The sequence below is a fragment of the Streptomyces sp. P6-2-1 genome (genome assembly GCF_050613165.1).
GTDB lineage: Bacteria > Actinomycetota > Actinomycetes > Streptomycetales > Streptomycetaceae > Streptomyces.
In genome coordinates this window covers 3,650,918-3,666,885 of record NZ_CP192513.1, presented here as the reverse complement: position 1 = coordinate 3,666,885, position 15,968 = coordinate 3,650,918, and the positions used below count along the sequence as shown (strand labels likewise).

The 15,968-nt window shown below is 73.8% G+C and carries 19 protein-coding genes and 1 pseudogene; 10 read left to right on the top strand and 10 right to left on the bottom strand.

Annotated elements, in window-relative coordinates:
• Nucleotides 1-91: 91 nt before the first annotated feature.
• Nucleotides 92-526: a hypothetical protein gene (locus ACQYWQ_RS15805; protein WP_431035322.1), complete on the top strand. Its 435-nt coding sequence runs from the start codon at nt 92-94 to the stop codon at nt 524-526.
• A 358-nt stretch (nt 527-884) separates the two neighbouring features.
• Here the strand turns inward: ACQYWQ_RS15805 and ACQYWQ_RS15800 are convergent, their stop codons facing one another.
• Nucleotides 885-1,523 (bottom strand): hypothetical protein, encoded by a 639-nt coding sequence (locus ACQYWQ_RS15800; protein WP_431035320.1) that lies wholly within the window; start codon nt 1,521-1,523, stop codon nt 885-887.
• A 352-nt stretch (nt 1,524-1,875) separates the two neighbouring features.
• Between ACQYWQ_RS15800 and ACQYWQ_RS15795 the strand changes: the two genes are divergently transcribed.
• Entirely contained in the window at nt 1,876-2,781 is a 906-nt protein-coding gene (locus ACQYWQ_RS15795) for a hypothetical protein (protein ID WP_431035319.1), read from the top strand.
• A gap of 626 nt (nt 2,782-3,407) precedes the next feature.
• Here ACQYWQ_RS15795 and ACQYWQ_RS15790 read toward each other — a convergent pair.
• Together ACQYWQ_RS15790 and ACQYWQ_RS15785 are read right to left on the bottom strand one after the other, a co-directional pair.
• Nucleotides 3,408-4,175: a hypothetical protein gene (locus ACQYWQ_RS15790; RefSeq protein ID WP_431035317.1), complete on the bottom strand. Its 768-nt coding sequence runs from the start codon at nt 4,173-4,175 to the stop codon at nt 3,408-3,410.
• A 167-nt stretch (nt 4,176-4,342) separates the two neighbouring features.
• Nucleotides 4,343-5,302 (bottom strand): GlxA family transcriptional regulator, encoded by a 960-nt coding sequence (locus ACQYWQ_RS15785; protein WP_431035315.1) that lies wholly within the window; start codon nt 5,300-5,302, stop codon nt 4,343-4,345.
• A 201-nt stretch (nt 5,303-5,503) separates the two neighbouring features.
• On the opposite strand from ACQYWQ_RS15785, the gene ACQYWQ_RS15780 reads away from it, so the two are divergent.
• Both ACQYWQ_RS15780 and ACQYWQ_RS15775 read left to right on the top strand, forming a co-directional pair.
• On the top strand, nt 5,504-5,935 hold the full coding sequence (locus ACQYWQ_RS15780) for a hypothetical protein (RefSeq protein ID WP_431035313.1): 432 nt from the start codon (nt 5,504-5,506) through the stop codon (nt 5,933-5,935).
• A gap of 43 nt (nt 5,936-5,978) precedes the next feature.
• Nucleotides 5,979-6,569 carry a GNAT family N-acetyltransferase gene (locus ACQYWQ_RS15775; protein WP_431035311.1) on the top strand — a complete coding sequence of 197 codons (591 nt, stop codon included), beginning with the start codon at nt 5,979-5,981 and terminating at the stop codon, nt 6,567-6,569.
• A 353-nt stretch (nt 6,570-6,922) separates the two neighbouring features.
• Here the strand turns inward: ACQYWQ_RS15775 and ACQYWQ_RS15770 are convergent, their stop codons facing one another.
• On the bottom strand, nt 6,923-7,948 hold the full coding sequence (locus ACQYWQ_RS15770) for an NAD(P)/FAD-dependent oxidoreductase (RefSeq protein WP_431035309.1): 1,026 nt from the start codon (nt 7,946-7,948) through the stop codon (nt 6,923-6,925).
• A 79-nt stretch (nt 7,949-8,027) separates the two neighbouring features.
• The gene (locus ACQYWQ_RS15765; RefSeq protein WP_431035307.1) at nt 8,028-8,795 is read right to left on the bottom strand and encodes an NPP1 family protein; all 768 of its coding nucleotides are present in this window, start codon (nt 8,793-8,795) and stop codon (nt 8,028-8,030) included.
• 824 nt (nt 8,796-9,619) lie between these two features.
• On the opposite strand from ACQYWQ_RS15765, the gene ACQYWQ_RS15760 reads away from it, so the two are divergent.
• Nucleotides 9,620-9,886 carry a hypothetical protein gene (locus ACQYWQ_RS15760; RefSeq protein WP_431035305.1) on the top strand — a complete coding sequence of 89 codons (267 nt, stop codon included), beginning with the start codon at nt 9,620-9,622 and terminating at the stop codon, nt 9,884-9,886.
• Nucleotides 9,887-10,058: 172 nt separating this feature from the next.
• Here ACQYWQ_RS15760 and ACQYWQ_RS15755 read toward each other — a convergent pair whose 3' ends face one another.
• A complete protein-coding gene (locus ACQYWQ_RS15755; protein ID WP_431035303.1) occupies nt 10,059-10,646 on the bottom strand; it encodes a TetR family transcriptional regulator in 588 nt (195 codons plus the stop codon).
• Nucleotides 10,647-10,877: 231 nt separating this feature from the next.
• Here ACQYWQ_RS15755 and ACQYWQ_RS15750 point away from each other — a divergent pair, with 231 nt between their 5' ends.
• The 3 genes from ACQYWQ_RS15750 (at nt 10,878) to ACQYWQ_RS15740 (ending at nt 12,999) form a co-directional block, all read left to right on the top strand.
• Complete coding sequence (locus ACQYWQ_RS15750; RefSeq protein ID WP_431035301.1) at nt 10,878-11,645, top strand: class I SAM-dependent methyltransferase; 768 nt, start codon at nt 10,878-10,880, stop codon at nt 11,643-11,645.
• A gap of 198 nt (nt 11,646-11,843) precedes the next feature.
• Nucleotides 11,844-12,731: an alpha/beta hydrolase gene (locus ACQYWQ_RS15745; RefSeq protein ID WP_431035299.1), complete on the top strand. Its 888-nt coding sequence runs from the start codon at nt 11,844-11,846 to the stop codon at nt 12,729-12,731.
• Between the two features lie 136 nt (nt 12,732-12,867).
• On the top strand, nt 12,868-12,999 hold the full coding sequence (locus ACQYWQ_RS15740; protein ID WP_431035297.1) for a hypothetical protein: 132 nt from the start codon (nt 12,868-12,870) through the stop codon (nt 12,997-12,999).
• Nucleotides 13,000-13,151: 152 nt separating this feature from the next.
• On the opposite strand, the gene ACQYWQ_RS15735 is transcribed toward ACQYWQ_RS15740, so the two are convergent.
• The 4 genes and pseudogenes from ACQYWQ_RS15735 to ACQYWQ_RS15720 form a co-directional block, all read right to left on the bottom strand.
• A complete protein-coding gene (locus ACQYWQ_RS15735; RefSeq protein ID WP_431035295.1) occupies nt 13,152-13,418 on the bottom strand; it encodes a DUF397 domain-containing protein in 267 nt (88 codons plus the stop codon).
• Between the two features lie 105 nt (nt 13,419-13,523).
• Complete coding sequence (locus tag ACQYWQ_RS15730) at nt 13,524-13,838, bottom strand: DUF397 domain-containing protein (RefSeq protein ID WP_431035294.1); 315 nt, start codon at nt 13,836-13,838, stop codon at nt 13,524-13,526.
• Nucleotides 13,839-13,923: 85 nt separating this feature from the next.
• Nucleotides 13,924-14,124 carry a DUF397 domain-containing protein gene (locus ACQYWQ_RS15725; RefSeq protein ID WP_078491299.1) on the bottom strand — a complete coding sequence of 67 codons (201 nt, stop codon included), beginning with the start codon at nt 14,122-14,124 and terminating at the stop codon, nt 13,924-13,926.
• Nucleotides 14,125-14,161: 37 nt separating this feature from the next.
• Nucleotides 14,162-14,893, bottom strand: a pseudogene (locus ACQYWQ_RS15720) (helix-turn-helix domain-containing protein); the annotation flags it as partial.
• A gap of 233 nt (nt 14,894-15,126) precedes the next feature.
• Here ACQYWQ_RS15720 and ACQYWQ_RS15715 point away from each other — a divergent pair.
• Nucleotides 15,127-15,768, top strand: coding sequence for a hypothetical protein (locus ACQYWQ_RS15715; RefSeq protein WP_431035292.1), 642 nt, complete (start codon nt 15,127-15,129; stop codon nt 15,766-15,768).
• A complete protein-coding gene (locus ACQYWQ_RS15710) occupies nt 15,765-15,926 on the top strand; it encodes a hypothetical protein (RefSeq protein WP_431035291.1) in 162 nt (53 codons plus the stop codon). The genes ACQYWQ_RS15715 and ACQYWQ_RS15710 overlap by 4 nt, the downstream gene beginning before the upstream one ends.
• The last annotated feature ends 42 nt before the right edge of the window (nt 15,927-15,968 follow it).

The window sequence follows — 15,968 nt, the reverse complement described above, 5'->3', positions numbered from 1 at the left end:
GCACCGGAAGAGGACGGACTCCGGTTGCCGCACCGCACCAGAAGAGGACTCTTGGAAGAAAGCATCGCAAAGGGGACCGAAGGAGACAGTCATGGCCCATGCCGCCACCGCCACCGCCCCCAAGCCGCCGGCCAGGGCCCCGCACCAGCACAGGGGCCGCAGGATCACCGCGATCACGGCGAGCAACGTCTTCTGGCTCGCGGCCGGCTACGGGCTCTGGGCCTCGGTGACGACGCGCCACGAGCACAAGGTGACCGGTTACAACGTCCTCTACGGTTTCGTCGCGGGCATCGTCTTCGGCCTCGTGTACCTCGCGCTGCGGCAGATCACCCCGGCGATCCCGCGCATGCGCCGGGCGGTCGTGTGGGCGGTCTTCTGGGGCGGCTCGATCGGCTACCTGCACAGCCTGTCGAACCCGAGCATCATGTGGTCGGTCTTCCTCGGCCTGATCCTCGCGGCGAGCGCGTTCATCATGGCCTTCTACCACTTCTACACACGCGAGGTCCCGACGGACGCGCACCTGTGAGGGGGCGGGGGGAGCGAGGGGTGGGGGCGGAGCGGAGCGGGGGGGCCGGGCCGGAGCGGGGGGGCGGGCCGGAGCAGGGGGGCGGGCAAGCAGGGAGGTCGGAGCGGGGAGGGTACGGGGGAGGTCGGAGGGGCGGGGAGGCGTCGGAGGAGCGGGGGAGGCGGGGGACGGGGAGGCCGGAGCGGGCGGACGGGGGAGCAGGCCAGCACGGAGCGGGGCGGGAGTCTGGGAACGCTTGGCCGGCCTCGCGCGTTGAGGGCCCCAGGGGGGACAACTCGCATGTAAGGGACACCCCTAGGGGATCACCCCGACTCCCGGATCACCGCCCCGATCACCCGCCCCGGACACCGCCCCGCGATCACCCCGGCTCTCGTCCCCGCAGCCGCCTGCGTACGAGCAGGAAGCCGAAGCCGACGGCGCACAGCGCCCCGGAGACCACGGCGAGGAAGAGCCCCGCCCCCGGCGGCACGACTCCTCCGGCACCGGCGAGCTGACCCACCGCGTGGCCCGCCCCGCGCACGGGCCCGGGCGCGGGTGCGGGCGCACGGCTCCCCCCGGGTCCGGGCAGCCCCGCGCCCGTACCGGTCTCCGCACCCGCGCCCGCCGCGACCGGCCTGTTCGTCACCGCGCACCGCACCTCGTCGCCCGCCGCCACCGTGACACGTCCGTCCCCGGTCGGCAGCGGGCCCGCGCGGCCCGCGCAGTGCCACAGCGTGGACGCGTACCCGGGGTGGCCGCCGTACTCGGTGAGCCGGTAAGCGCCCGCCGGGACACGCGCCCCGGTCACCTCGGGCGCACCGCCGGCCCCCTCGATCTCCACGGGCCCGCGCGCGGCCACCGTCCACTCGTCCGGGCGCGCCGTACCGCCGGGCCCGTTGACGACATGCTCGACGAGGGTGAGGGAACCGGTCCCCGGGGAGCCTTCGGGCGACGGGCTCGCGCCCGTGGCGCTCGGCGCCGCGAGGCACAGCACGGCGAGGACGGCGAGGGCCGTCATGACGTGGACTCTCGCCACGTGATCTCTCGCCACGAGGGTTTTCGTGGTCGTACCGGCAAGACGGTGGCGCATGGGGGCATCCCGTCAGGGTCGGTTGAGGGGCGGTGAACGACCCCGGCAGCAGATCATGCGGCAATCGACCGATATGCCCATTAGCCCGAGCGGGGACGTGTCCCCGCCCTGTCCCCGTCGTGTCCCCGCTTCTCACCCGTACGCCCGTGGGACTGGCGCACGCGTGCGGGGGCGCGTTGCCTGGGTAGATGCGGGATGTGCACGACGTACGGACGCGGTGCGGACGGATACGGGCGGTGCGCGACGTACGGATTCACGAGGGCTTGCGGGAGGCGGCGCGGTGGCGGAGGGCGAGGCGCGGGGGCGCGGGCGCGGTGCGGGGTACGTGGTGCGGGCCGTGCTCGCGGTGGTGCTCGCCGTGGTGGCCTGTGTGTGCGTGCCCGCCGGGGCGCTCTCCGTGTGGGCGAAGTACGAGATCGGGGACACGGACACCTTCGTGGACTCCGTCTCGCCGCTCGCCTCGGACAGGGACGTGCGCGAGGCGGTCGCCGACGCGGTGACGGACGGGGTCATGCGGCAGGTCGACCTCGGCGCGCTCCAGGACCAGGCGCGGGAGTTCGTACGGGAGGCGGCGGTCTCCTTCACGGGCTCGCCCGCGTTCCGCGACGCGTGGGACGCGGCGGCGCGGGGCGCGCACAAGGCGGTGCTCGAAGCGCTGAGCGACCGCGAGTCGGGCAAGGACATCCGTATCGACCTGGGCCCGGTCACCAAGCAGGTCAAGCAGCAGCTGATCGACAACCACGTCCCGTACGCGGACCGCATCCCGGACACGGACACGTCGCTCACCTTCGTCGAGTCCCGTGAACTGGGCACGGCTCGCAAGGTCTTCCACGCCTTCGAGACGGCGGGGCCGTGGCCCGCCGTCGCCGCCTTCGTCCTCGGCGCGGCCTCGATCGCGCTCGCGCACCGCAGACTCCGCGCCCTCTCCCTGCTGGCCTTCGGCGTCGCACTGGCGGGTGTCGCCCTGCGCCTGACCCTGATGGCGGGCCGCGACGAGACCCTCGGCCGCATCCCCTCCGGCTTCTCCCGCCCGGCGGCGGGCGCGGGCTATGACGCCCTCACCCACGCCCTGACGACGGCATCGTGGTGGCTGGTGGGTATCGGCTGCGCGGCGGGCGTGGCAGGGGCGGTGGCCTCGGTGGTACGGGGCCGAGGCAGCCTGCCGAAGCGCCCACGCCCGGCCTGACAACCCACTGCCACACCACCTGCCACGCACTGCCACAACGCCTGCCAAAGCGCCCTGCCCGCCCTGCCAGCACCGCCAAAACGTCCGCCCGCCTGCCACGCACTGCCAAGACGTCCCGCCCCGCCTGCCACGCACTGCCAGGCGCCTGCCAAAGCGCCCCGCCCCGCCTGCCAGACAGCCCGCACGGGCAGGCACTGCCCGACGCCTGCCACGCCTGCCACGCCTGCCACGCCTGCCCCCGCCTGGCACACGCTGCCAAACCGCCCCCGCCCGGCCTGTCAGACTGCCAGCCGCCTGCCAGGACATCCCGCCACGCACTGCCAAAACGCCCCGCCACGCCTGCCACGCCTGCCGAAGCACCCCCCCCAGCCTGCCAGGCACTGCCAAGATGCCCGCCACGCCCGCCACGCCCGCCACGCACTGCCCGACGCCTGCCACGCCCGCCACGCACTGCCATGCCTGCCATGTCTGCCACGCACTGCCAAACACCCTGCCACGCCTGCCAGGCACTGCCAGTCGCCCAGCGTGACGCGCCTCCGCCCACGTCCCCCCGTCCCCCGCACCCACCCCCACCCCCACACCACCGGACGACACGCCGCCGCCCCTGACGCCGCATCCCCGTGCCCTCACACGTGCCGCATCCACACGTTCGCCTCGCGGTACACCGCCCGGTCTGCGGCGCGGTCGACCCTGAGCACGTCGAGCGCCCCCGGTACCACGTAACTCCCGTTCCCCGGCAGCGCCATCCCCGCCCACTTCTCCCAGTCGGCCACCGTCCCCTCGATGACCATCGAGTCCTCGGCGACCCCGAGCACCCGCGCCCCGAGCCGCTGATGCGTGCGCACCCACGGGTCGATGTGCAGTCCGTCCTCGCGCGTCCAGCCCACGAACTCGGTCATGGGCGTGAGCGGGTACCGCGCCTTGAGCGTCGGCCGCACCGGTACGACGACCCGCGCGAGCCCCGCCGCCGTGGCCTTCTCGCGCAGCGCGGCGAGCAGCGCCCCCGCGAGCCCCTTGGCCCTGAGCGCCGGGTCGACCACGGCGGCCATGACGACGAGCGTGTCGGGCGCCACTGCGCCCTCGTACCCGGCGACGGCCCGTTCCAGCGCGCCGTCGTACCCGCCCGGAAGGTCCTCGTACGAGCCGTCCCACCGCACCGGGACCCCCCAACCCCCGGCGACGACCCGCGCGTTGTCCCCACCCGCGTCCCCGCCCCCGCCCTCCACGAGCAGCAGGTCGAACGCGGGGAAGTACCTCTCCACGAGCGGGACGCACCGCTCCGAGACGGCGTCGTGAAAGATGAACTCGGGCCACACCCCGTGCAGTGCGGTCCGGGACGCCTCGTGCAGATCGGGCCGCTCGGCGAAGACGACGGCGCTCAGCTCACGGTTCATGAGCAGGGACCCTAAGCAGCGGGACGGCCCCCGAGCCACGCCTTTACGTCGCGTATTCACGTCGCGTACGCCCGCGAGCCGCCCCCCGAAGACCGCCCGGCCCCGCCGGAACCCGCCTCAGCCCCCTCCCGGCCCCGCTCCCGCTCCCGGCTCCCGCGCGAGTCCCCTCACCCCACCCGCGCCCCGCCGAACGCCCGCCGGTAGTGCTGCGGGCTCACGCCCGTCGTCCGCTTGAACCGCTCGCGGAACGCCCCCGCCGAACCGAACCCCACCTGCCCGGCGATCCGCTCCACCGAGTACCCGGTTGTCTCCAGCAGGTGCTGCCCCCTGCGCACCCGCGCCCGGTGCAGCCAGCGCAGCGGCGTCGTCCCGGTCTGCTCCTTGAAGTGCCGCATCAGCGTCCGCGTGCTCGTCCCCGCGCGCCGCGCCATCCGCTCGACGGTCACCTCCTCGTCGAGGTGCGTCTCCAGCCACGCGAGCAGTGGTTCCAGCCCGGCCCCCCTCGGCGTCACCGGCAACGGCGCGACGATGAACTGCGCCTGCCCGCCCTCTCGTTCGAGCGGCATGACGGAGAGCCGCGCCGCGTCGGCGGCGACGGCGGACCCGTAGTCGCGCCGTACGAGGTGCAGGCACAGGTCGAGTCCGGCCGCCGCCCCCGCAGAGGTCAGGAGCTGCCCGTTGTCGACATAGAGGACGTCGGGGTCGACGTCGACGGCCGGGTACGCCTCGGCGAGCAACGGGGCCGCGCTCCAGTGCGTGGTGGCGCGCAGTCCGTCGAGCAGCCCGGTCGCTGCGAGCGGGAAGGCGCCGGTGCAGATCGACGCGATGCGCGTCCCGCGCGCGGCCGCAGCGCGCAGCGCCTCCCGCACGGCGGGGGGCAGCGGGGCGAGCGGTGCCTCGGTCCCGGGCACGATGATCGTGTCGGCGGTACGGAGCGCGTCGAGCCCGTACGGGGCCCGCAGCGTGAACGCGCCCGCTGCCACCTCCTCGCCGGGCGACTCCGCGCAGATCACGACCCGGTACGCGTCCCGCCCGTCCGGCAGCCGCGTCCGCCCGAAGGCCTCGACGGGGACCGAGAGGTCGAAGGGGATCACCTGGTCGAGAGCGAGGACCGCGACGGCGTGCATGGCACGAATGTACTGCGCCGCGTCCCCCTGCGAGCCCTCCCGCGAGCCCCTTGCGCGCCCGTGGCAGCGGTGTGCCAGGCAGAATTCCGGCAGGTCAGACGCCTGCCACCTCTGCCCCGCCACCACGTGGCAGAAAGTCGGCGGAGCCTGTCACTTTTGCCACTGGGTACGGTCGGCTGCCCCCCGTACCGTCGACGTCCCGTGAAGACCTTTTTCCTCTCCCTGCACGTCGTCGCGGCGATCCTGGCGGTGGGCCCGGTGGCGGTCGCCGCGAGCATGTTCCCGGCCCTCCACCGCCGCGAGGCGGCCTCGCCCGGCGCCGCGCTTCTCCACCGCATCTGCCGCGTCTACGCGTCCGTGGCCCTCGCGGTCCCGCTCCTCGGTCTCGTGACGGGCGCGACGATGGGCGTCCTGGGCGATCCGTGGGTGGGCGCGTCGATCGCCCTGACGGCGCTCGCCGCCGTCCTCCTCGTCCTGGCGATCCTGCCGGGCCAGGAGCACGCGCTGAGCGGCGAGGGCCCGGCGACCGGAGCGTGGGCCGCCCCCCGGCTCGCCATGCTGACGGGTGTCTTCAACCTGCTGTGGGTCGCTGTGACGGTGCTGATGATCGCCCGCCCGGGCTCGACCGCCTGAAAACAGGCTGCGGAGCGCGTCCGGCGCGGGGAACGATGCCCCCATGCCTCACCTCGCCCCGCCCGCGCTGCCCCCCGGCACCCTCGCCCGCCACCCGCAGCCCGTTCTCCCCGTGGCCGGTACGGAGGCGGTGCTGCGGCCGTGGGAGGAGGGGGACGCGGAGGCGGTACGGGAGGCGTACGACGATCCGGCGATCCAGTACTGGAGCGCCCGCAGGGCCGACTCGACGGCGGAGGCCGCGGAGTGGATCTCCGGCTGGCGTGCGGCGTGGCGGGCCGAGGCCAGGGCCGAGTGGGCACTCACCCAGGGCCGTACGCTGCTGGGCCGTTGCTCCCTCAACCGGATCGAGGCGGACGACGGCGAGGGCGAGGTCGCCTACTGGGTCACGCCCGCTGCGCGCGGCCGGGGCCTCGCCCCGGCCGCGCTACGAGCCCTCACGGCCTGGGCCTTCGCGACGGGCTTCGCGCGGCTCGTCCTCCAGCACTCCACCGGCAACACCGCCTCGTGCCGCGTCGCGACGAAGGCGGGCTACCCCCTCGAAGCCACCCGCCACGCCGCGGCCCGCCACGCGGACGGCTGGCACGACATGCACGCCCACGTCCTGATCAACCCCCGTACGGCACGCGTGAGGTGACCCGCCCACCCCCGTACGCCTCCCGCACCCCCGGCCCGGCCACACGCCGCCCCGACATGGCCCCGTCCGTCCCGGTGGCCCCCAGGGCGAGGGGCGTCAGCCCTGGAGGCCGCCGGGACGGACGGAAAGGTAACCGGGCCCCGGCGCACGAACGGACGCGGTGCACGGCCGGACCGGCACACGACGGACCCGGCACACGACGGACCCGCGCGGACGCGCGCACACCGGAGCCACCCGCACCGCTCAGCCTCGCCCCCGCCCCCCACCCGCACCGCTCAGCCTCGCCCCCGCCCCGGAGTCCCCGCCCTCGGAGTCCCGCCTCGGAGCCACCCGCCCCGGAACCCCCGTCCCGCTCAGCCCTCGCTCCCCCGCACCGTCCTGCTCGCCAGGGCACGCGCCTCCGACTCCGGGGAGAAGACCTCGCGGGCGCGGTGGGCCCTCACCGCCCGGTCCGTGTCGGCCTCCACCAGCTCCATGTTCAGCTGCGCCGCGGCCATCACGCCCGCCGCCGCCGAGGAACCGACCTGCGCGGCGAGGTCGCAGGCGTTGCCCGCGATCCACAGGCCGGGGACCGTCGTACGGCCGGTCGGCTCGGCGGGGATGTGGGTGCCCATGCCGGAGGGGTGCGGTACGGGCGTGAGGCCGAGGCCCGCGAGGAAGGCGGTGCGGGACTCCAGACGGCTCGCGACGGCGAGCGCCTGCCGTGCGACGAACGTGCCGTCCGCCATCCGTACGCCGCTGAGCCGCCCCTGCGCGTCGCTCTCGACGCCCGCCACCTCGCCCGGCACGACGCGGATGCCGCGCGCCGCGATCCACTCCTCGTCGGGCACCGGCTGCCGGTCGGGGAAGTAGACGAGGTCGTCGGTCCACTGCCGGAACAGCTTCACCTGATGCAGCGACATCGGCCCCGTGCCGAGCACGCCGATCGCCCGCTCGCGCACCTCCCAGCCGTGGCAGTACGGGCAGTGCACGACATCACTGCCCCAGTGCTGCCACAGTCCTGCCACGTCTGGCAGCGTGTCGACGACGCCGCTCGCGACGAGCACGCCGCGCGCCCGTACGGTCGTCCCGTCCGCGCACGTGACGGCGAACCCGTCACGGTCCCGCGTGACGTCCCGCACCTCGCCCGCGACGACCTCGCCCCCGTACCCGCGCACCTCCGCGCGCCCGCGCCGCAGCAGCTCGGTCGGCCTGATCCCTTCCAGCCCGAGCAGCCCGTGCGCCCCTTCGGCGGGCGCGTTGCGCGGCTCACCCGCGTCCACGACGAGCACGGACCGTCGTGCCCGCGCCAGCGTGAGCGCGCCGGCCAGCCCTGCGGGCCCGCCGCCCACGACCACGACGTCGTACCGTTCGCGTACTCCTCCGGTCATCATGACCACCGCCTCTCGTTCCGGTGCCGCCACGGTGCGGCAGCACGGGAACGAGAGGCAAACACCTTTGCCGTTACGGCAAAGCCGCTCAGGCGTACGGGTCGAAGGGGATGCCCTCGGGCTTCGCCTTCTCCAGGTGGCTGCCGAAGGTGTCGTCGCGGATGCCGAGCAGCGCGGAGCCGAAGTCGGCGGAGGTCAGCTTGTCGCGAATCCCCTCCGGGTAGCCGTCCCAGCCGACGACCGGCGGGTACTGCCAGGTGCCCTTGTGGTTCTCGGGGGGCTCGTCGCCGCCGTCGTTCTTGGCGGCGCGGAAGCAGTGCGTGCTGATGCCGTCCTTGTGGTAGACGACCTTCGCGTGGGTGCCGTCGAAGGGGAGGCTGTCGGCGGAGTGGACGGCGAAGCCGCCGTGCTGCGAGGTCGACACGTAGGCGACGCGGTCCTCGTGCACCCACACCACGTTGTGCTCCCAGTCGTGGCGGTGCCCCGCGCTGCCGGGGCCGAGCGCGGCCTGGTCCTTCTCGAAGTACGAGGCGTAGACGATCGCGCACCAGTCGTTGTTGCACTTCGTCCGCGCGTAGACGTTGACGTTGTCGAGGTCGGAGGCGTCCCTGCACTGCCCGTTGACGTCGCCGCCGATCTTCAGGCCGCCGTTGAGCGTGCCGTCGGGGCCGATCGCGGTGCTCGCGTAGCAGCCGTCCTTGTCGTAGTCGTAGGCCGGTTCGTACGTCTTCTCCAGGGCACTCGCGTTCTCGGGCAGGGCACCGGGCGGGTCAGCGAGCGCGGTCCCGGCGGCGGCGAGGACCGTGACGGCGCTGAGCGCGGCGAGGGTGGCGAGGCGTCTCGTGAGGTGGGGCACGCGATACTCCCTTGGAAGAGCAGAAGTGGGGTGTCTGCAAGGGGAGTTATTCACGCGCGAGCGGCGCCCCAACCACCGTGCGGATACGGGAACATGACGGCCGCCCATCGGAACGGGTCCCGGCGTGGTGACGCCGCACCCCGGATCGGGCTCCCGCGACCGCCGCCGAAGCCGCCGCCGACCGGCGTACGGGGAGGGCGATTCGGGCTCGCGTACGGCAGCGACGCCACCGCCCCGCGCCCCCCGGCCCTCCGCCTGCGGCGGCCCCCAGCTCCCGCGTCCCGCGTACCGGGCGCCGAGCACCACCCGCTCGACTCCGAGGATCAGTGCCCGCGTCGTCGGCGCCTTCACGTCGCGCCGCACCATCGTCGTGTTGACCGCGAAGTGCGCCGCCGTCGACGCGAGGGTGCCCGCCCGCGCGAACGCGAAGCAGCACGGCATCGCCGTCGGGATGGTGCTCAGCGCGAAGACGAGCCCTGCTCGGCGTGAAGGCCCCGACTCCTTCCGCGCCGAGCCCTCGACGAAGAACAGTGACCGCCGGGGGGCGCGCCCTCTCCGCGCCGGTCGTGGCGCAGGCTCGCGCCCCCGGCGGCGGCGACCCCGGCGACGACCCCGGCGGCGGCGAACGCGGCGGCGGCAAGCGCGGCAAGCGGCGCGCCGAGGCCGAAGGGCAGCTTCGGGGTGTCGCCCTCGCGGTCCAAGGCCCGGAGCCGTGCTGGACGAGGACGTCGGGGTACGGTCCCGTTCCCGCCGGAAGCGCGAGGGTCCCCGCGCGAGGGCCCCCCGCGCGAGGGCCCCCCGCGCGCGGGACACCGTCGTCGGCGGTGACGCTGATGAGAGGGGCGCCCCTGGGGGCGGGCAGGCCGCTCCCGGGGCCGGACAACCCCTGGCCGGGTCAGAGGACTTGGCACCGTTTCGAGCGCTACCACGCGCACGAGGACACCGCACCGGCGCGCGAGTGCCTCCCGTACCGCCAGGCCGCCGACTGGCTCACGGACGAGGAATTCGCCCCACGGGTCGCCGACTTGGACGAGGGCACGGCCCGCTACGCCCACCGCGTGCCGGACGACAGGCGCGTCCCTCGCCTTTAGGGCCTCGTCGTCGCCCCGGACAAGGCACCCCGGAACCCGCCCTCGGGTGATTCCCTGCGCCCGTCCCCGGACGAGGCCGGCCCCCCCTGCGCCCGGCCCCGGGCGAGGTCAGCCCCCCCCGGAACCCGCCCTCGGGTGATTCCCCTGCGCCCGGCCCGGGAAAGGTGTCCGCTCACCCCACCACCCCCACCACCCCCGCCACGAACCTCGCGACGACCTCCTCCGTCGGCGGCCGTGCGTCGCGGTCGGCGAAGAGGAGGTGTCCGCCGCCGACGAGCGAGAGGGTGAGCGCGTCCACGTCCACCCCGGCGGCGAGACGGCCCCTGGCACGTTCGGCGGCCAGGTAGGCGGAGATCCCGGTGGTGGCCTGGGCGAGGATCGCGATGCCGCCCCGGGGGTCGGATTCCCTCAGCCGGGCCCGGAGTTCGTCGCGGAAGGTGAGGAGCGGGATGATCGCCACGGGCACGGGCCCGAAGAGGCCGCACAGCGCCCGCGTGAGGTTGCCCGCCACGGTCCCGGTCCCCACGGACGCGCCCAGCGCCCGCGTCTCCGCTTCGAGAGCGGCCGCGCGAGCGAGGACCAGCTCGGCGAGGAAGGCGTCGAAGTCGGCGAAGTGGCGGTGCAGGACACCCTTGGCGCAGCCCGCCTCGTCGGTCACGGCCCGGCTGGTCAGCGCGTTCGGCCCGTCCCGCAGCAGGACGCGCTCTGCGGCGTCGAACAACTGCTGCCGCGCGTCGCGCAGATGCACCCCTGTCGGCACGCTCAGCCCCTCTCCTCGTCCCGCACCCTTGGCGAGTGGGCGACCGCCCACTAATGTGGGCACATGCCCACTCTACCGCGCGAGCCCGCCGCCCAGCCCCCCGACGACCGTCGCCACCCCCACGGCGAAGCCGCCCGGGCCCGCCGGGAGGCGCCGCACGCGGCCTCGCACGCGCCCCCGGGGGCGGCCCCGGGGGCGGCCCGGCACACTTCCCCCCACCGAGCCCGCGGCGTGGCCGAGTCCTTCGGCACGGACGCGCGCCGCTACGACCACGCCCGCCCCGCCTACCCCGTCCCCCTGATCTCCCGCCTCACCGCCGCCCGCCCCGCCCCCGCTCCCCTCACCGTGCTCGACATCGGCACCGGCACGGGCATCGCGGCCCGCCAGTTCCAGGCGGCCGGCTGCTCCGTACTCGGTGTCGAGCCCGACGCGCGCATGGCGGACCTCGCCCGCGCGCGCGGCCTCGCGGTCGAGGTGGCCACCTTCGAGACCTGGCAGCCGCGGGGCAGGACCTTCGATCTGCTCGTCGCCGCGCAGTCCTGGCACTGGGTCGACCCGGCCGCCGGCGCGCCGAAGGCGGCGGAACTGCTGCGCCCCGGCGGGCGGTTCGCGATCTTCGGGCACGTCTACGAGCCTCCGGCCGCGCTCGCAGAACCGCTCGCTGCCGCGCTGCGCCGCGTGGCCCCCGACTCCCCGCTGAGCGGGCAACCGGCCCGCCGCCCGCTCAGCCTCTACGAGGAGGGTTACGAGGAGTACGCCGCCACGCTCCGCGCGACGGGACGCTTCGAGGCCCCCGAGCAGTGGCGCTTCGACTGGGAACAGCCCTATACGCGCGACGAATGGCTCGACCTCCTGCCCACCACGGGCGGCCTCACGCGCCTCGCCCCCGACCAGCTCTCCGAGGTCCTGCGCGCGGTCGGCGCGGCGATCGACGCGCTCGGCGGCCGCTTCACGATGCCGTACACCACCCTGGCCACGACAGCGACCCGCGCTCTCTGACCACCACCGCCCGCCCCTCTCGGCCCGCACCTGCCGCTCATCGCCTTCGTACGGGCTCCTCGCTCCGGCGACGGCCCCCTCGCGCTCCCGCACGACGGGGGCGTCCGCGCCCCCTCCGCACGCTCCCCCAGGAACCCGCTCCCGCCCCCTCCCCGAACCGGGATGCCCGCACCCCCTCCCGCCTGAAAAGCTGTCCCCATGAGCGCCACCGCCCGCCCCGTCACCCTCGCCCACGACGCCTTCGGCGATCCCGCCGATCCGGCTGTCCTCCTCGTCGCCGGTTTTGGTGCGCAGATGATCTCCTGGCATGAGGACTTCTGCCGGGAAGTGGCTGCTCAGGGCCGGTACGTGATCAGGTACGACAACCGGGACTGTGGTCTGTCGACGAAGTTCGACGCGTACCCGGTCGACCTCGGCGAGTTCGTCGCCGCGGTCAACGCGCGCGACATCGAGGCGGCGAAGGCGATGGTGCCGTACCGGCTGAGCGACATGGCCGAGGACGGGATGCGGCTGCTCACGGCCCTCGGCATCGAGCGGGCGCACGTGGTCGGCGCCTCGATGGGCGGCATGATCGCGCAGACGATGGCGATCCACCATCCCGGCCGCGTCCTGAGCCTCACCTCGATGATGTCCTCGACGGGCGAGCCCGGCTACGGCGACTCGACGCCGGAGGCGCAGGCGGCGCTCTTCGCGCCGAGGCCGTCCGACCGCGAGGGCTTCATCGCCTCGGCGGACCGCGAACTGGTGTGGGCCTCGCGCCGGTACGGGGACCTCGCGGCGCTGCGCGAGCTGGCGGCCCGCTCCTTCGACCGGGGCTACTTCCCCGCCGGTACGGCCCGGCAGCTCGGCGCGATGATCCTCAGCGGCGACCGCGCGGCGCAACTGCGCGCGCTCACGGTCCGTACGCTCGTGATCCACGGCCTGGACGACACCCTGATCGACCCGAGCGGCGGCCGCCGCACGGCCCAGCTCGTCCCCGGCGCGCGTCTGCTGCTCGTCCCGGACATGGGCCACGACCGCCCGCGCGAACTCTGGCCGACCCTCATCACGGCCCTGACCCGCCACACGGCGCCGCGCGCGGCCTAGGAACGCGAGGAGGCGCGAGGAGAGCGCGAGGGGGACCGGCGGCGGCGCGGATCGCGCACAATCACCGGGTCGCCGTCCTCCCCTCCTCCTCGCGCTCCCGCTCCTGTTCCCCGCCCTGTGGTTCTGGTCCGGTCCCTTGCGCGCGGGCACGTGGCACGACCGCCCCGGCCGGTACGCGGGTACCGCCGCGCTGCTCCTGGCCGGCGCGGGCCTCGCCTACCTCGCCGGGGCCCTCGCGGGCGCCTCGCTCGACCCGGAGGAGGCCTGACACCGGGCGGGGCAGGAGTACGACGGCGCCTACCGCAGGGCGCACTTCACCGCCTACGAGAGCTGGTTCCCGCTCCTCGCGCTGGCCCGCGCGGCCCGCCTCACCGCCCTTCGCACACCGCGCCGGGGCACCACCCGTACGGATGGCCGTGTCTAGGGGCGCGAGGTTGACGTGCGGACCGCTCCCAGGAAGCCCGTGAAGACGGCGGGATGGAGATGCAGCACCGGCACGGCGGCCTCACCGGCCCGCTTGCTGTCCCGCACGAGGACGTGCGGAGCGGACCGGCCGGCCGTCCCGACCTCGACGCAGTTGCCGCCATCGTTCTCGCTGTAGCTCGACTTGCGCCATTCGAAGCCGACTTCGACGCAGTTCCCGCCGTTGTTGCCGCTGTAGCTGCTCCGCTTCCAGGACATCACCATGCCGGAACTCCCCTCGGGTACGCAGAAGGCCACTCGGGCGCGCACCTACCCCAGCCGTACCAGCACTCGAACAAGCCCAGTTCACGGCCGGTTCCGGCACGTCGTTCAGGCGGTACGGGCCGCCGCGAGGAAGGCCGCGAAGGCGGCGGGAGCGAGGTGCAGAACCGGCGTGTCCGCCTCGGCGGCCCGCTTGTTGTCCCGCACGAGGACGTGCGGAGCGGACGGACCGGCGGTCCCGACCTCGACGCAGTCCCCGCCGTTGTTCCCGCTGTGACTGGACTTCTGCCACCGCGCCGCGACCTCGACGCAGTTGCCGCCGTCGTTGTCGCTGTAGCTCGACTTGCGCCATTCGAAGCCGACCTCGACGCAGTTCCCTCCGTCGTCGCCGCTGTAGCTGCTCCGCTTCCAGGACATCACCATGCCGGAACTCCCCTCGGGTACGCGGAAGGCCACCTCGGCGCGGATGTACCCGCGAGGAAGTGGCCCTCAAACAACGCCCGTCGGGTCAGCGGGACTTGACGACACCCTCAAGAAAGGCCGAAAACGACGCCGCGCCGACGGTCACGACAGGACCGTCCACGACCTTGCTGTCACGAACGGGGACGAGGCCGGGGGAGCCGAGTGCGATTTCCACGCAGTCGCCGCCGTTGGTTCCGCTGTAGCTGCTCTTGATCCAGTTCGCGTCGGACGAGCCGAGGTGCCTCATGCCGTTCGTACCTTTCCATCGCGTCCCTGATCAGGGCCGTCGAGTGCGCCGCGGACAGAGAATCCGCCCGCAGCACATCATAGGTACGGGCGTGTTGCGCAACGAGTTTCGGCTCAACGATGAAATGCCCACGGTCCAGCGACTCCGAGTACACCGTGGTCGTGCCATCGGGCAGCGCTATCAGTGACATTGAAGCGTCGGGCCTGTTGATGCGTGGGGAATCAGCGGGAACGACCTGGACGCGCACGTTCGGCAACTGGCCCATGTCGAGGAGGTACTTGCACTGCGCAGCCATGATTTCGCTGCTCTTGACCACGTTTCGGAGCACGCTCTCATCTAGAACGGCCACAAGAATGGGGCCGTTCGGCACCCGGAAGCGAGCCTGCCGACTCATACGAGCCTGCACACGCTCCCCCATCGGCTTGTCCTCCTCGAAACGTTCGAGCAACGCCTCGGCGTACTCAGGCGTCTGCATCAGTCCTGGCATCAACATCGCCTGATACAGATGAACGCTAGTGGCCTCCGCATCCATCCGTGCCCGGCGCTCGAACCAGTCGGGATGCTCGACCTGCGGATACCAGTCCGTCTCCTTCCACAGCTCCACCAGCGCCCCGCCCGCGTTGAGGAACGCGTCCGCGTCCTCCGCGTGCTTCAAGTCCGGGACGCGGTCGCCCGACTCGAACTTGGACACGAGCGACCGTTCCACGTTCAGCGCTCGTGCCAACTCGGCCTGTGTGACACCGGACTGCGTCCGGAAGTGGACCTCCATGCGGCCCCAGACCGCCGGTCCCGAGCGCCCCGAACCGGCTCCTTCGCCGTTCCTGAGCCGCTTCACCTTTGCCATGCGGGCCCTTTCTCGCTGCCCCGATGATCAGTGACGCCGCGCCGTGTCACGTGTCACCCATTGCGCTGCTACCTACCCCACGGAGACGCTGTACTCACCCTCAGTAGCAGAAGAAATTCTCTTATCAGGATGTACCACCGCACAAGGGATGCATGGTGATGACGGCAACATCGGAAACGCCCGCCCGGCCGGAGGCGACGGAGTGCGCCTCCTCGCTCCATCTCGCTCTGCTGGCACGGGGGTTCGACGTGCCCGTCAGTCTGGCGGAAGCGGAGGGGCGGCAGGTGGTGTTCTGCGGACCGCTGCGGCCGGAGGTGGCGGCGTACGTGGCGCTGCTGCTGGAGCCTCCCGCGCCGGTGACGACGTTCGGTGACCCGTGGGAGGAGGCGGAGCGGGCGGCGGGCCTGCTGCGGAGGGCGCTGTGGCTGGCGGGGGTGGAGACGGAGGTGACGCGGGCCGGGTCGCGGGTGGAGACGCCCGGGGTGCGGCTTGAGGCATTGGAGGCGCACGAGGCACTGAGGCTCGCGTCGGTGGTGAGCAGGGGCGCGCGGGCGCGGCAGCGGGACGTGGCGGCGCAAGGCGTGGGGGCGCCGGAGCGGGGGGCGCTGGTGGTGGACGTGGCGCGGGGCCAAGTGGCCGAGTTCCAGGGGGTGATGGGCGGGAGGTGGTGGCTCCGGCCGGTGCGGGGCGGGTGCGAGTGGAGCGCGGACCCGGGGGACGTACGGACGGCGACTCCGGAGGAGAGGTTGCGGGGCGGGACGGCGCGGGCGAACGCGCGGAGCAGGGGGGACAGGCTGTGAGAGAGCGGGAGGGCGATGTGTGCGGTGCGTGCGCGGAGTTGTCCGAGCGGGAGCGGAGGGCGGAGGCGGCGTACGACTACAGCGCGGCGACGGACTACCGCGTACTCCTCGTCCGCCACCGGGAAGCGGCCCACGGAGCGCCCCCGCACACGCGGTGAGACGGCGGGGGAGGGCTCGGGGAGGGCTCGGGGAGGGCAGGG